The sequence below is a fragment of the Phenylobacterium sp. genome (assembly GCF_041916435.1).
Taxonomy (GTDB): domain Bacteria; phylum Pseudomonadota; class Alphaproteobacteria; order Caulobacterales; family Caulobacteraceae; genus Phenylobacterium.
Window position 1 is genome coordinate 975,120 of sequence record NZ_JAYRZM010000001.1, and the last position, 13,403, is coordinate 988,522.

Here is a 13,403-nt window from a genome sequence, read left to right on the forward strand (position 1 = left end):
ATACTGCGGGCCGAACGCGTGCAATGGAGGCAGGAACGAGATTGCGCAAGGAGGTCGTGCATGGCGCTGACCGACCGTGACCTGAACGCCGCCCTCGCCGTGACCCGCTTCGGCCTGGGCGCCAGGGCCGACGAGATCGCCCAGGCGCGGGGCGATCCGCAGGGGTTCCTGCGCGCCCAGATCCGGCCGGAGGGCGCCGAGCTCTTCCAGTCCAACGGGGAGTCGGCCGCCCAGCGCATCGCCCGGCTGCGAACTTTCCGCGAGGCCCGCGAGGCGCAGCGCAAGCAGCCCGCCGCTCAGGCCGCCGACGGCGACGACGACGCCCGCGATCCCCTGAAGATGGCCCAGCGGGAGCTGCGTGAGACCACCGCCGAGGATTTCCTAGCCCGCTTCCAGCTCGCCGCCACGACGCCGGCGGGGTTCCGCGAGCGCTGGGCGCTGTTCTGGGCCAGCCATTTCACCGTGTCGGCCAACAAGCTGCAGACGGCCCTGGTGGTCGGCCCCTACGAGGTCGAAGCCATCCGGCCCCACGTATTCGGCGCGTTCCACGACCTGCTGCTCTCGGCCGAGACCCATCCGGCGATGCTGCTTTACCTGGACCAGGTGCAGTCGGTCGGCCCGGACAGCCGCGCCGCGAGCTTCCTGAAGCGGCGCGAGGGCGCCAAGCGGACGGTGGGCCTGAACGAGAACCTGGCCCGCGAGATCATGGAGTTGCACACCGTGGGCGTGGACGGCGGCTACGACCAGGCCGACGTCACCGAATTCGCCCGCGCCATGACCGGGCTCAGCATCGGCGGGCCGCGCGAGGGCCCGCAGATGGCCGGGGTTCCGATCTTTCGCGATCCCGCCCACGAGCCCGGAACGCGGACGGTGATGGGCGTGCGCTATCCGCAGCAGGGCGAGGCCCAGGCCGAGGCGATCCTCGCCGACCTGGCGGCCAAGCCGCAGACCGCCCGGTTCGTCTGCACCAAGATCGCCCGCCACTTCGTCGCCGACGATCCGCCGCCCGAACTGGTCGGCCGGCTGGAGCGGAGCTGGATGGAGAGCGGCGGGCGGCTGGACCAGGTGGCCGAAACCCTGATCGCCTCGCCCGAGGCCTGGACGCCGCAGGCGGCGAAGCTGAAGACGCCCTATGAGTTCCTGGTCTCGTCCTGGCGCGCCGCGGACGCCTCACCCAGCCGGATCCGTCAAGTGGCCCCCGCCCTCAACATGCTCGGCCAGAAACCCTTCGGTCCGCCCTCGCCCAAGGGCTGGCCCGACGACGCGGCGACCTGGGCCGCGCCCGACGCCCTGGTGAAGCGGATCACCTGGGCCCAGGACTTTTCGGCCGCGACCGTGCAGGGGCGCGATCCCAGCGGCTTGGCATCCCAGGCGCTGGGGGCGCGGCTGTCGCCCGCCGCGGCGACCGCGATCGCCCGCGCCGAGTCCCGGCCGGAAGGCTTCGCCCTGTTGCTGATGAGCCCGGAGTTCCAACGCCGATGATCTCTTCCCTTCAGATCAGCCGCCGACGCGCCCTGGCCCTCGCGGCCGGACTGGGCTTCTCGGTCTCCTTCCTCGGCGCCTCGGCGCGGGCGGCCGACGCCGGGCTCGCCGGGCGCAAGCTCGTGGTGATCGTCTGCAGAGGGGGCATGGACGGCCTGTCGGTGTCGCCGCCGATCGGCGATCCGGACTACGCGCGGCTGCGCGGGCCGATCGCGCTCGGTGAAGAGGCGCTGCGCCTGGACGACACCTTCGCCCTGCACCCTTCCCTCGCTTCGGTCCACGCCCTGGCCCAGGCCGGCCAGGCGCGGATCGTTCCGGCGGTGGCCAGCCCTGACCGGGCGCGCTCGCATTTCGAGGCCCAGGACGTGCTCGAGAGCGGCGCGGCGGTGGTCTACGGGACCTCCAGCGGCTGGCTGAACCGCGCGATCGGCGACCTGGCGGCCGTTCGCAAGGTCAAGGCGCTGTCAGTCGGCGCCACGGCCCCGCTGATCCTGCGCGGGCCGGCCGCGACGGATTCCTGGTCGCCCGGCCGTGCCCTGGACGCGGACAGCCGCCTGCCCGGCCTGCTGCAGGACCTCTACAAGGACGACCCGTTGCTGGGGCCGGCCCTGGCGCGCGGGCTGGAGACCGAGGCCATGGCCGAGGCGGCGACGGGCGGCATGGACGCCTCGCCCAAGGCCGGCCTGCGGCCCGGCCCCGAGGCCGCCCGCAGCCTGGGCGCGACGCTGGCCGGCTTCATGCGCGAACCCGGCGGGCCGCAGGTGGCCGCCGTCGAACTGGACGGCTTCGACACCCACGCCAACCAGGGGGCCGCCCAGGGCCAGCTCGCCACGCGCCTAGCCTATCTCAACGCGGCGCTGGACGGCCTGCACAAGGGCCTGGGGCCTGCCTGGAGCGACACGGCCGTGGTGGTGGCCACCGAATTCGGCCGCACGGCCCACGTGAACGGCACCAACGGCACCGACCACGGCACGGCCTCCACGGCGCTGGTGCTGGGCGGCGCGCTGAAGCCGGGCGGCATCGTCGGCGACTGGCCGGGGCTGAAGGAAGCGGCGCTCTTCGAAGGGCGCGACGTGGCGCCGACGCTGGACATGCGCGGCCTCTTCAAGGGCCTGCTGGCCGACCACCTCGGCGTCGACCGTCGCGCGCTCGACACCACCGTGTTTCCCGACAGCGCCTCGGCCCGGCCGGTGGCCCGCCTGGTCTGAGGCGCTACTTCGGCGTGACGTCGAAGGCGATGGTCATCCGCGCCTCGTCGGTCGTGAAGGGCACGGTGCCGTGCCACATGTACGACGGGAACAGCACCAGCCGGCCAGGCTTGGGCCGGATGTAGCGCTCAGCCGGCAGGGGCGGATCGGCGGCGACCGGCGGCTGGCCGAAGCGGATCCAGCCCTCCTTGTCCTCCCGGTCCAAGGCCGCGTCGGGGGTCTCGACGTAGAAGGCCGAGGACAGCCAGCCCTCCGGATGGAAGTGGTCCTTGTGGAAGCCCTCGGGCTCCAGCCGCACCGACCAGGCGCCCTGGAAGCGGTAGTCGCCGGTGTTGCGGCGGCGCAGCACGTCGGTCCCCGGGCCGAGGCGGGCCATGTGCTGGCGGATCGGCGCGTCGAACGCCTTGAAGGCGGCCTGGATCGCCGGATCGTCGGACCCGGTGAGCAGGTAGAGGGTCTGGCTGCCGTGGCGCAGCGACTGGGTGGTCGGGTGCTCGACGTGGCCGTGCAGCTTATTCAAGGACTTGGCGAGATCGCCTAAGAAGGCCTCGAGGCTCGTCCAGCCGTCCGGTGTGGCGATGTCGTAGGCGGCCACCACCTGGTCGTAGTCGCAAAGCTCGCCATAGAGCGGATCGCCGGCGGCGCGGGCGGCGGTGGCCGCCCAGCCCCACAGGGACTGATCGTCGGGATAGAGCGCCAGGCCCTCGCGGGCCTTGGCCAGGGCCTCGCCGGGGCGGCCGGCCGCCAGGTGGACGATGGCCCACTGGTTGAAGACCTTCGATTCCGCTGGCGCGATCAGTTCGGCCCGGCGGGTCAGCTCCTCGGCGTCGGCGATCCGACCCACGTCGACCATCGCCTGCGCGGCCGAGAGCAGCAGCGCCGGGTCGCCGGGGATGCGGGCCGCGCCGGCGGCCAGAAGGTTCGCCGAGCGCGCGGCGTCGCCCGAGGCTTCATAGAGCTTGGCCTTGGCCGACAGCAGCAGGCCCGGATGGCCGCCGCCGCGGAAGCAGGCGTCGATCACCCGCTCGGCCTCGGCCAGGTCGCCGCGCCGCATCCAGATCACGTTGGCGTATTCGGCCGCCGTCACCACGTTGGCCGGCTGGCGCGCCAGGCTCTGGCGATAGGCCTCCTCGGCGCGATCGCGCTCGCCCACGGCGAGCAGCGCGCGGGCGTAGACGGCCCAGGTTTCGGCGGCGTCGAGCTTCAGGGCGAAGGCCCGCTCGCAGGCGGCAATGGAGGCCGCGCCCTTGCCCATGTCGCCCAGGGTGGAGGCGTAGTTGTGCCAGGCCACGCCGCTGGTGGCGTATCGCTCGATGGCGCGCTCGTTGAACGGCAGCGCCTCGTCGCGCCGGCCCAGGGCCTTGAGCGCCGTGGCGTGGGTCGCAAGCGCCCGGTGCGGCGCGTCGGCGGCCTCGGCGAGCGGGCGGGTCAGCGCCTCGGCTTCGGCCGGCCGGCCCCGCGCCAGCAGCGCATCGGCCTCATCCAGGATGTCTTTGGTCATGCTCGTCTCGCATCAGATCGGGCCGTGAATGCAGCCCCTGGACGCTGTCCGCAACCCCGCGCGGCCGGGACGCGCCTCAACGCCGCTTGCGCGCGAAGGGCTCCGGGTCGGCCTCGTGTTCGTCGAATCCGAAGCGGGCGAAGCCGGCCTTCATCTCCGGGCTGAGCGGCGCCTCCAGGATCAGGGTCCCGCGCGAGGGGTGCGGCAAGGTGAGGCGCCGGGCGTGAAGCTGCAGCTTCAGCCCCTCGGACAGGGCCTCGGAGGCGTCGTTCTTGTACTTCGGATCGCCGAGGATCGGGTGGCCCATGGCCAGCATGTGCGCGCGAAGCTGGTGGGTGCGGCCGGTGTGCGGACGAAGCGCCATCCAGGTCACCTTCTGGCCGGCGCGGCTGACGGTGACGAACTCGGTCTCGGCCGGCTCCGCGCCCGGTTCCTTGGGATCGGCCGGCACGACCATCTCCCGGTCGCCGACGCCCTTCTTCACCAAGGGCAGCTCCAAGACGCCCTCCCCCGGCTTCGGCTGGCCGGCGACCAGGGCCCAGTAGGTCTTCTGCGCGCGGCGGCGGGCGAAGGCGCCGGAAAGCTTGGCGGCCGCGCCCGGCGTCTTGCCCAGCACCAGCACGCCGGAGGTGTCGCGGTCGAGCCGGTGCACCAGGCGCGGGCGCTCCAGCCCCTCGCCCCAGGCGCCCAGCAGCCGGTCGACGTGTTTGGTGGTCTTGGTGCCGCCCTGCACCGCCAGGCCGGAGGGCTTGTTGAGGGCGAGCACCTCCTCGTCCTCATAGAGCACCAGCGAGCGGGCGAAGGCCGCGTCGCGCGCATCGAGCGTCTTGGCGCGCTCGCCCGGCGCGGGGGCGTCCGGCAGCGGCGGCACGCGGATCATGGCGCCGGCGCCGAGACGGGTGTCGGACTTGGCCCTGGCGCCGTCCACCCGGATCTGCCCCGAGCGGATCAGCTTCTGGAGCTGACCCTGGCTGAGGTGCGGCCAGCGGCGGCGGAACCACCGGTCCAGGCGCACGCCGTCCTCGCCCGCGGCCACGGCGATCATCTGGACTTGCCTCACGCGAGCCGCCGTCCGCGGGCGACCGATGCACGCCTGTTCATGCCCCCTTATGCGACGCCGGGCCGCATCCGCAAAGGCCCGTGAAGAGCGCGCCGAAACCGGGCGTTAAATGCAAGGCCGCAACCTAGGGCGTCACAACGTGCGGCTGTAGACATGCAATTCCCCTTCGAAGGTCCTTCCGCCGACCGCCTCGCCGCCGCGGAGTTCGCGCCGGCCATGGCGCGGTTCGCGGCCGGAGACCTGATCGAGCGCGGCTGCGTGGTGTTGATCAGCCTGGACGCCATTCGCGAGCGCACCGGCCGGCGCTGGCCGATGTGGCGAGACGAGGTCTGGGCGCTGCTGGCGGAAAAGGCCGAGGACTGCCTGTCCGGCGGCGATCTTCGCCAGCAGATCAATGAGACCGACCTTTTGATCGGCATGCCGCGCGAGGACGCCATCGGCGTGCAGGCGGTCGCCCTTCGCATCCTCGAGGAAGTGGTCGCCCATTTCCTGGGCGTGGCCGAACCCGTCGACCTGAAGGTGTGCGTGGTCGACGCCATCGAGGGCATGATGGTCTCGACCACCGATCTCGACCCGCTGCGCATTCCCACGGCCTGGCGATCGGCCTCCAGCGTCAACGAGCTGCGGCCGCCGGTGGATTTCCACGCCGAGCGGGAGCGCAACCCGGTGCTGGCGCCGACGACGGGCGACGAGCGCCTGCGCGTGCGCTTCGCCCTGGAGGCGGTGACGAGCCTGCGCCACGACAAGGTCGCCGCCCTGCGCGTGCAGCCCATGATCTCCTACGCCGGCTCGGGCGCGGCCGTCTCGGCGAGCCACCTCGGCATGCTGGGCGACAACGAGATCGCCGCGATCGACGCCGCCGCCCTGGCGTTCGCCGCCCTGTTCCTGCCGACGGAGGGCGACGGGCGCCCGCCGCTGATCGTGCCGGCCTCGTTCCGCACGCTCGGCGGCCGGCGCGGGCGCCGGCTGCTGACCGACCTGCCCGACGCCAGCCCCGAGCAGATCAAGCATGGCCTGTTCATCGAGCTCCTGGAGGTGGACCGGGGCACGCCGCCCGGACGCCTGGCGGAGGTGGCCTCCCTGGTGGGCGCGCTCTGCCGCGGGGTCTTCGCGCGGATGCCGTTGACCAAGCGCGCGGCCGAACCAATGCGCGAGGCGCGCCTGCATGGCCTGTCGCTGGACATGTCGGACCTGGCTTCCAGCGATTCCGACCTCGCCCACGAACTGCTGGCCTCGGCGGCGCAGGCCCGCACGGTGGCGCCCGCGGTGCTGGCGCTGGGCCTGCCCAGCCGCGACTTCTTCCCGATCGCCGAGGTGGCCGGCTGCACCCATGCGGCCACCCGCGCCCTGGGGGCGCTGCATCACGCCCGGCCCGCGGCCGCGGCCTAGCCTCAGGCGCTGACGCCGGCCTTGTCGCCCAGATTGCGGCGCACCTCGCGCGCGTCATAGACGTCCGGCTCGCGTGGGGCCGGCCCGTGGCCCATGACGATCTCCAGGGTCTGGGCGACCGCCGCGCCGCCGCCCAGGTCGAAGCTCGTGCCCAGGCCGACGCTGACGCCGCTGTGGCGGCCGTAGTTCCCCGTGCCCATGCCCACGCCGACCCGCGGCCCCTTGCTCGGCTCTCCCTGCACCTGGCGGTCGGCCACCCGGAACCAGTCGTAGCCCTGAGCCAGGGTCAGGTCCGCCGCGCGCAGCAAGGCGTAGTCGGCCACCTGTTGCAGCGAGGCGCCCGGCCCGCCCTGGAAGGTCACGCGGAACCTGTCTGGCTCGATGCGGTAATCCGACCAGCCCACGGCGCCCGGCGACGCGGCCGGGCCGTAGAACGTCGGCGCCGTCGCGCACGCCGCCAGGGCCAGGGTCGCGGCGGCCAGCGCGAGCCGGACAAGACCTCGGTTCAAGCCTGACCTGGACATCTGCTGCTCCTTGCTCCGCCGCGGCTTCAACACCGATCGCCGCCAGCCGTTCCTACGGTTCGCGCCATATGATCGGCCTGCGACGTTTGCGCGCAACCTCGCGTTAAGCCCCACTGCGCCAACGTGGATGCAGAGACCCTTTGTGACCCTCATGACCAGTTCTGCCGAAGGCGCGACGATTGATCGGATAGCCTCCGCGACCGCCGCGGCGGCGCTTGAGCGCTTGGCGGGTTCGGACCTGGTGGAGCGCGGCTGCGTCACCGTCATCAGCGTCGAAGCGATCCAGGAGCGGGCCGGCGACCGCTGGCCCCGCCGGCGCGACGACGTATGGGCTTATGTCGCGCGCAAGCTGGACGAACACCTCTCGCACCAGGACATCCGCCAGCGGCTCAACGAGACCGATTTCCTGATCGGCATGACCCAGGAAGAAGGCGTCGCGGCCCAGGCCGTCAGCCTGAAGATCCTCGAGGAGGTGCTGGTCTTCTTCCTCGGCTCGGCCGACCCAGCCGACTTCCGCGTGCGCTCGGTCAGCCGCATCGACGGGATGCACGTCTCGGCCGCCGAGCTCGACCCGACCCGGATCGCCGTGGCGCGGCAGAAAATTCCGGAGACGGGCGGCCCCTCCCCCTACCGGCGCGAGATCGATCCGGAGGAGGAGCGCAAGCGCAACCCTGTCTCCTTCGTCACCGCCGGCGGCGAGACCATGAGCGTGCACTTCGCCCTCGAGCACGTGGTCAGCCTGCGCCACAACGTGACCGCCGCCCTGCGCGTGCAGCCGACGGTGAGCCGGATAAGCACGGGCCACGTTGTGCCGTCGCGCCATTTCAGCCGGCTGACGGACGACGAGATCGCCTTCATCGACCGGTCGGCCCTGGATTTCGCCTCGCTGTTCATGCCCAAGGACAGCCGCAGCCAGCCGCCGCTGATCGTGCCGGCCTCGTTCCGCTCGCTTGGCGGCCGCAAGGGCCGGCGCGAGCTCGTCGGCCGCGAGGACATCACGGCAGAGCAGATCAAGCGCAGCCTGTTCATCGAGCTGATCGACGTGGACCGCGGCACGCCGCCGGGACGGCTGGCCGAGGTGAACGCCCTGGTCAGCGCCCTCAGCCGCGGCGTGTTCGTGCGCCTGCAGCCGGTCAAGCGCGCGGCCTCCCCCGTGCGCGACGTGCGCCTGCGCGGGCTGACGCTGGACGCCTCGGACCTGGTGGGCTTCGATTCCCATCTGGCCAGGCTGCTGGTCGCGGTCTCGATGGAGGCCAAGGGGCTCAGCCCGGCGCTGGTGGTGCAGGGCTTGCCCAGCGCCGACTACTTCGGCATGGCCCAGGTGGCCGGCTTCACCCACGCGGGCCGCCGGGCCGTGGCCGCCACGGCCGGCGAGCGCTCGGCCGCCTAGATCTCCAGCCCGACGGCCCCCGCCAGCGACGCCATGTCGGCTGGGATCGGCGCCTCGATCCGCCGGGTCCCGCCTTCTGGATGCGGGAACTCCAGGGCGCGGGCATGCAGCATCAGCCGGGGCACGGCGTGGCCGTCGAGCACAAGCGCGCCGCCGTAGCGCGCGTCGCCGGCGATTGGCCGCTGCAGCGACGCCAGGTGCACACGGAGCTGGTGCATGCGCCCGGTCTGCGGCGACAGCTCCACAAGCGCGGCGGCGGCGTTGGCCGAAAGGGTGCGGTAGCGCGTGCGCGCGCTCTCGGCCTCAGGATGATCGGGCGGGCACGCGCGCATGTAGGCCTCGCGGCCGATCTCCTCGCGGCGCAGGGGCTGGTCGATCAGGCCGGCCGGCGGCGACGGCGCGCCGGGCGCGACGATGGCGACATAGGTCTTGCCGATCCGCCGGCCCATCATCGCCTTGCCGAGGAAGGCGGCGGCCGGCTTGGTCTTGGCCGTCAGGATCACGCCGGAGGTGTCGCGGTCCAGGCGATGGATCAGCCGCGGCCGCGCCTTGCCGGGCCTGGCGAAGGCCCAGAGCAGTTCATCGAGCGTGTGGGCCGGCGTGCGGCCCGCCTGGCTCGACAGGCCCGCCGGCTTGTTCAGCGCCAGGAGCTGGGCGTCCTCATAGATCACCAGGCCGCGCACGAAGGCGCTCTCGGCCTCGCTGAGCGCGATCGGGGTCTCGTGCGCGCGCGGGCGGCGCGTGGCGCGGGGCTTCATCCCGGACGGCCGCCCCGGCGCTGACGCTCGGCCGCCCAGCGGTCCAGGCGCTCCTTGATGCGCGCCTCCACGCCTTCGCCCCTCGGCGCGTAGAACACCTGCCGGTCCATGCCGTCGGGGAAGTAGTTCTGGCCGGAGAAGCCGCCCTCGGCGTCGTGGTCGTAGGCGTAGCCCTTGCCGTAGCCCAGCTCCTTCATCAGCTTGGTCGGCGCGTTCAGGATGTGGGCCGGCGGCGTCAGCGAGCCGGTCTCCCGCGCGGCCCGTCGCGCCGCGCCGAACGCCTTGTAGACGGCGTTGGACTTGGGCGCGCAGGCCAGATGCACGACGAGCTGGGCGATGGCGAGCTCGCCTTCCGGCGAGCCCAGGAAGTCGTAGGTGTCCTTGGCGGCGTTGGCCAGCACCAGCGACATGGGATCGGCCTCGCCGATGTCCTCGGACGCGGCGCGGATCAGCCGGCGGACGACGAACAGCGGCTCTTCGCCGCCCTCGAGCATGCGCGCCAGCCAGTAGAGCGCGGCGTCCGGGTCCGAACCGCGGATCGACTTATGCAGGGCCGAGATGAGGTTGTAGTGCTCCTCGCGGTCCTTGTCATAGGCGGGGCTGCGCTTCTGCAGGAGCTGGCCCAGCTCCTTGGTCGTCAGCGGCTTGGCCGAGCCGATGTTGAACAGGGTCTCGGCCAGGGTGAGCAGGTAGCGGCCGTCGCCGTCGGCGAGCGCGATCAGGGCGGCGCGCGCCTCCGGCTCCAGGGGCAGCAGGCGGCCCTCGAACGCCTCGGCCTTGGCCAGGAGGCTCTCCAGCGCCGCCTCGTCCAGGCGCTTCAGCACATAGACCTGGCAGCGCGACAGGAGCGCCCCGTTGAGCTCGAACGACGGGTTTTCCGTGGTCGCGCCCACCAGGGTGACCACGCCCTCCTCGACGAAGGGCAGGAATCCGTCCTGCTGGGCGCGGTTGAAGCGGTGGATCTCGTCGACGAAAAGCAGCGTCGACTGGCCGGCCGAGCGGCGCGCCCGCGCCATCTCGAAGGCCTTCTTCAGGTCGGCGACGCCGGAGAAGACCGCCGAGAGCTGCTGGAACTCATAGCCCGCCTCCTTGGCCAGCAGCCGGGCGATCGTCGTCTTGCCGGTGCCGGGCGGGCCCCACAGGATCATCGACGACAGGCGCTTGGCGGCCGCCATGCGGTGGATGGGGCCGTTCTCGCCCAGCAGGTGGTCCTGGCCGACGACCTCGTCCAGGCGCTGAGGGCGGAGCCGGTCGGCCAGGGGCGACGGCGCCTGCGGCGTGAGGCCCGCGGCTTCGAAGAGGTCGGTCATGCCCTAATCTAGCAGCAAGCCTCGCCCGCGGTCAGGTGCGGAACTGCGCTGTGATGGTCTGTCCGTTGCGTTCGACGGTCACCTGCCAGGTCGAGCCGCCGCCGCCGACGATGTCGGCGAGCTGGCGCGTGCTCTGGATCTTCTGGCCGTTCACCTGGCGGATGATGTCGCCCGGGCGCAGGCCGGCGTTCATCGCAAAGCCGCGGCCGACGCCGGAGACCATGACGCCGGGGCCCAGGAACGGATCCAGGCCCATTTCGTCGGCCACGGCGGGCGACAGGTTGACCACGGTGGCGCCGTCGAACGGATTGCGTCCGCTGAGCGTGCGCTGGTCGCGCGGCGGGGTCTCCGGCGCGGGCTCAGCCTTCACCGTCAGCGTGATCGGCGCGCCGGCGCCGCGGTGCACGCCGAGCTTGATCTCGTCGCCCGGCTTGTGGGTGCTGATCGCATAGTTGAGCCCGCCCGCGTCGACGACCGGCTGGCCGTCGACCGAGACGATCACGTCGCCCTGCTTGACGCCGGCCCGCGCCGCAGCACCGCCGGGCCACACGTCGGCCACCAGCGCGCCCTGAGGAATGGCCAGGCCCATGCTGCGGGCGATCTCGCCGGTGACGCTCTGGGTGTGGGCGCCGAGCCAGGGGCGCACCAGGGTGTGGCCGCCGCCGACGGCGGTCTCCACCACGCGGCGCACCATGGCCGCCGGAATGGCGAAGCCCACGCCGCTGGAGGTGCCCGAACGCGACAGGATGAAGCTGTTCACGCCGATCAGGTCGCCGTCCATGTCCACCAGGGCGCCGCCCGAGTTGCCCGGATTGATGGCCGCGTCGGTCTGGATGTAGCTGGAGGCGGCGTCGCCGCTGGGATCGGCCGTGCGGTTCAGCGCCGAGACGATGCCGTTGGTCACCGTCTGGCCCACGCCGAAGGGATCGCCGATGGCCAGCACCAGGTCGCCGACCTGGGCGTCGGCGGAATCGTCGATCGCCAGGACCGGCAGGCGCTCGTCGCCCACGTCGATCTTCAGCACCGCCAGGTCGGTGCGCGGATCGGCCAGCAGCACCTTGGCGGGGAATTCGCGCCGGTCGGCCAGGGCCACGGTGATCTCCTGGCCGCCCTCGATCACGTGGTTGTTGGTGATGATCACGCCGTCGGAGCGGACGAGCACGCCCGAGCCCAGCGAGCCCTCGATCCGGTCCTGCGGCGCGCCGAGGCCGAAGAGCTGCCAGAACGGGTCGGCCTGCTGGCGCACCAGGCGCTTGGAGGAGATGTTGACGACGGCGGGCGCGGCCTTCTTCACGACCGGGGCGAAGGACGCGCGCATGGTCATGGAATCCGCCGGCGGCGAGCGCGTCGGCTGGCTCAGCGCCGGCTGCGCCGACGAGCGGCTGGTGGGGTCCGAACAGGCGGCCAGCAGGACGAGAACGGGAATCAGGACGCGCGGCGCGTGCATGGCGGCTCCAGTGTTTTTCGGAACGTCGCCAATCTGCGAAGGTTTCGGGCGCAAAAAAGGCGACGGCGCAGAACGATCCGCGCGCGGTCTCAGGCCATGGCCTCGGCCGGCGCGCGCGCCACCTTCAACGACAGCAGGAAGGCCGCCGTCAACAGGGCTGCGGCGATGAAGATCGGCAGGCCGGGCGCGTGCAACACCGCCTCCTGGCGCACGGCCCAGGCGAAGGTCGGGCCGAAGATGAGCGGGCCGGCCACGGAGGCCACGCCCTGCAGGCTCTGGTTAGCGCCCTGGAGCTGGCCCTGCTGGTGCGGACCCACGCGGCGGGTCATCAGGCCCTGCAGCCCCGGCTGCAGGAAGTTCAGCCCGGCGAACACCGGGATGACGGCCAGATACATCCAGCCCTGCGAGGCCAGGCCATAGGCGGTGAAGCCGGCCGCACCGGCGAAGGCGCCGAGCAGCAGCGAGCCGCGCTCGCCCAGTCTCGCCACGACCGGGCCGACCAGCAGCGTCTGCACCAAGACGCCAGCGATCCCCGTGCCCGCCATGGTCAGGCCGATCACCGCCGGGCCCCAGCCGTAGCGGTAGCCCATGTAGAGCACGAAGATCGACGGCAGGACCGTCTGCGCGAGCTGGAACAGGAAACCGACGGTGGCCAGGCCCAGAAGCTCGCCATGGGCCTTCAGGAAGCCGAGCGAGCCCACCGGGTTGGCGCGCCGCCAGTCGAACCGGGTGATCCGCTTCTCCGGCGCCAGGGATTCCGGCAGGACGAAGAAGCCGTACAGCCAGTTGATGGCGGTGAGCGCCCCGGCCACGATGAACGGCAGGCGAAGGTCGAACCCGGCCAGCCAGCCGCCGAACGCCGGCCCCAGGAGAAAGCCGAAGCTGAAGGCCGAGCCCATCCAACCGAAGGTCTTGGCGCGATCCTGCGGCGCCGTGACGTCGGCCACATAGGCGTTGGCGGTGGAGAAGCTGGCCGCCGTCAGGCCGTTCAGCACCCGGCCGACCAGCAGCCAGCCGAGCGTGGGGGCGAAGGCCATGAACATGAAGTCCACCGCCAGACCGAACAGGGAGATCAGCAGCACCGGCCGCCGGCCGATCCGGTCCGACAGCATGCCCAGGACCGGACCGCAGAAGAGCTGCATCACCCCCCAGGTGACGGCGAACACGGTGTTCCACAGCGAGGCCGAGGCGGTGTCGCCCCCGGCGAACGCCTTGATCAGGTTGGGCAGCACCGGGATCATGATGCCGAACGAGACCGAGTTCATCAGGGCGCAGGCGAAGATGAACCCGAACGCGGCGCGGCGGCCCCCCGGCCTTTCGGTTGCATCAGCCAT

Annotated in this window: 11 protein-coding genes; 4 read left to right on the forward strand and 7 right to left on the reverse strand. The window is 72.2% G+C overall.

Annotation, left to right across the window (positions count from 1 at the left end):
• Positions 1-60 precede the first annotated feature (60 nt).
• Together ACE3TA_RS04775 and ACE3TA_RS04780 are read left to right on the forward strand one after the other, a co-directional pair.
• Positions 61-1,482, forward strand: a complete 1,422-nt coding sequence (locus ACE3TA_RS04775; RefSeq protein WP_374570991.1) for a DUF1800 family protein — start codon at positions 61-63, stop codon at positions 1,480-1,482.
• Entirely contained in the window at positions 1,479-2,690 is a 1,212-nt protein-coding gene (locus ACE3TA_RS04780; protein WP_374570993.1) for a DUF1501 domain-containing protein, read from the forward strand. The genes ACE3TA_RS04775 and ACE3TA_RS04780 overlap by 4 nt, the downstream gene beginning before the upstream one ends.
• 4 nt (positions 2,691-2,694) lie before the next feature.
• On the opposite strand, the gene ACE3TA_RS04785 is transcribed toward ACE3TA_RS04780, so the two are convergent.
• Positions 2,695-4,191 (reverse strand): putative 2OG-Fe(II) oxygenase, encoded by a 1,497-nt coding sequence (locus tag ACE3TA_RS04785; protein ID WP_374570995.1) that lies wholly within the window; start codon positions 4,189-4,191, stop codon positions 2,695-2,697.
• A 76-nt stretch (positions 4,192-4,267) separates the two neighbouring features.
• Positions 4,268-5,236, reverse strand: a complete 969-nt coding sequence (locus ACE3TA_RS04790) for an RluA family pseudouridine synthase (RefSeq protein WP_374571121.1) — start codon at positions 5,234-5,236, stop codon at positions 4,268-4,270.
• A gap of 168 nt (positions 5,237-5,404) precedes the next feature.
• On the opposite strand from ACE3TA_RS04790, the gene ACE3TA_RS04795 reads away from it, so the two are divergent.
• Positions 5,405-6,640, forward strand: a complete 1,236-nt coding sequence (locus ACE3TA_RS04795; protein WP_374570997.1) for a hypothetical protein — start codon at positions 5,405-5,407, stop codon at positions 6,638-6,640.
• A gap of 2 nt (positions 6,641-6,642) precedes the next feature.
• On the opposite strand, the gene ACE3TA_RS04800 is transcribed toward ACE3TA_RS04795, so the two are convergent.
• The gene (locus tag ACE3TA_RS04800) at positions 6,643-7,164 is read right to left on the reverse strand and encodes a hypothetical protein (RefSeq protein ID WP_374571000.1); all 522 of its coding nucleotides are present in this window, start codon (positions 7,162-7,164) and stop codon (positions 6,643-6,645) included.
• Between the two features lie 223 nt (positions 7,165-7,387).
• Between ACE3TA_RS04800 and ACE3TA_RS04805 the strand changes: the two genes are divergently transcribed.
• Positions 7,388-8,554 (forward strand): hypothetical protein, encoded by a 1,167-nt coding sequence (locus ACE3TA_RS04805; RefSeq protein ID WP_374571002.1) that lies wholly within the window; start codon positions 7,388-7,390, stop codon positions 8,552-8,554.
• On the opposite strand, the gene ACE3TA_RS04810 is transcribed toward ACE3TA_RS04805, so the two are convergent.
• The 4 genes from ACE3TA_RS04810 to ACE3TA_RS04825 all read right to left on the reverse strand — a co-directional run bounded on the left by ACE3TA_RS04810 (position 8,551) and on the right by ACE3TA_RS04825 (position 13,403).
• Positions 8,551-9,312 carry an RluA family pseudouridine synthase gene (locus ACE3TA_RS04810; RefSeq protein ID WP_374571004.1) on the reverse strand — a complete coding sequence of 254 codons (762 nt, stop codon included), beginning with the start codon at positions 9,310-9,312 and terminating at the stop codon, positions 8,551-8,553. The genes ACE3TA_RS04805 and ACE3TA_RS04810 overlap by 4 nt on opposite strands.
• Positions 9,309-10,622, reverse strand: coding sequence for a replication-associated recombination protein A (locus ACE3TA_RS04815; RefSeq protein ID WP_374571006.1), 1,314 nt, complete (start codon positions 10,620-10,622; stop codon positions 9,309-9,311). Before ACE3TA_RS04815 ends, ACE3TA_RS04810 begins: the two co-directional genes overlap by 4 nt.
• A 31-nt stretch (positions 10,623-10,653) precedes the next feature.
• Positions 10,654-12,069 carry a Do family serine endopeptidase gene (locus ACE3TA_RS04820; protein ID WP_374571008.1) on the reverse strand — a complete coding sequence of 472 codons (1,416 nt, stop codon included), beginning with the start codon at positions 12,067-12,069 and terminating at the stop codon, positions 10,654-10,656.
• 89 nt (positions 12,070-12,158) lie between these two features.
• Entirely contained in the window at positions 12,159-13,403 is a 1,245-nt protein-coding gene (locus tag ACE3TA_RS04825; protein WP_374571010.1) for a TCR/Tet family MFS transporter, read from the reverse strand.